The sequence below is a fragment of the Vibrio sp. 1580 genome, assembly GCF_033340055.1.
The window spans coordinates 1-568 of the sequence record NZ_JAWOVT010000545.1 but is presented as its reverse complement, the minus strand read 5'-3'; the positions used below and the strand labels follow the sequence as shown (position 1 = coordinate 568).

The 568-nt window shown below is 44.9% G+C and carries 1 pseudogene; it reads left to right on the top strand.

Annotation, left to right across the window (positions count from 1 at the left end):
- Nucleotides 1-254: 254 nt before the first annotated feature.
- Nucleotides 255-568: pseudogene (hemC, locus tag R7093_RS27085) on the top strand (hydroxymethylbilane synthase); the annotation flags it as partial.

The window sequence follows — 568 nt, the reverse complement described above, 5'->3', positions numbered from 1 at the left end:
TTGGTAAAGTTTTCCACCCGTAATTCGCACCGGACGTAAAACCATACTTTAGTCACAAAAATGAAGACGCGGTAGTGTCGCTTGTAATCGCCTCTAACTAATAATAGTCCTTAGTCTAATTGAGAATCCAGTCACACTATTTTCACAACCTTATGTAAATCCTTCCTTAGCCCCACGAGATAACTAACTAACAGTAAGCATTTCTTTATGAGAATGGTAGGATAAAGCCAAATCCAAACAGCATTGAGAAGATCATGACCCAATCCACACCAATTCGCATTGCAACTCGAAAAAGCCCACTTGCACTATGGCAAGCTCATTTTGTTAAAGACGCTCTTCAAGCCGCTCATCCTGGCTTGGAAGTCGAGTTAGTAACCATGGTGACCAAAGGTGACGTGATTTTGGATACACCGCTGGCTAAAGTTGGTGGCAAAGGCTTGTTCGTTAAAGAACTTGAAGTTGCCATGCTTGAAGGCCGTGCAGATCTAGCCGTGCACTCAATGAAAGACGTACCTGTCGACTTCCCAGAAGGCCTTGGCCTCGTGACCATTTGCGAGCGCGAAGACCC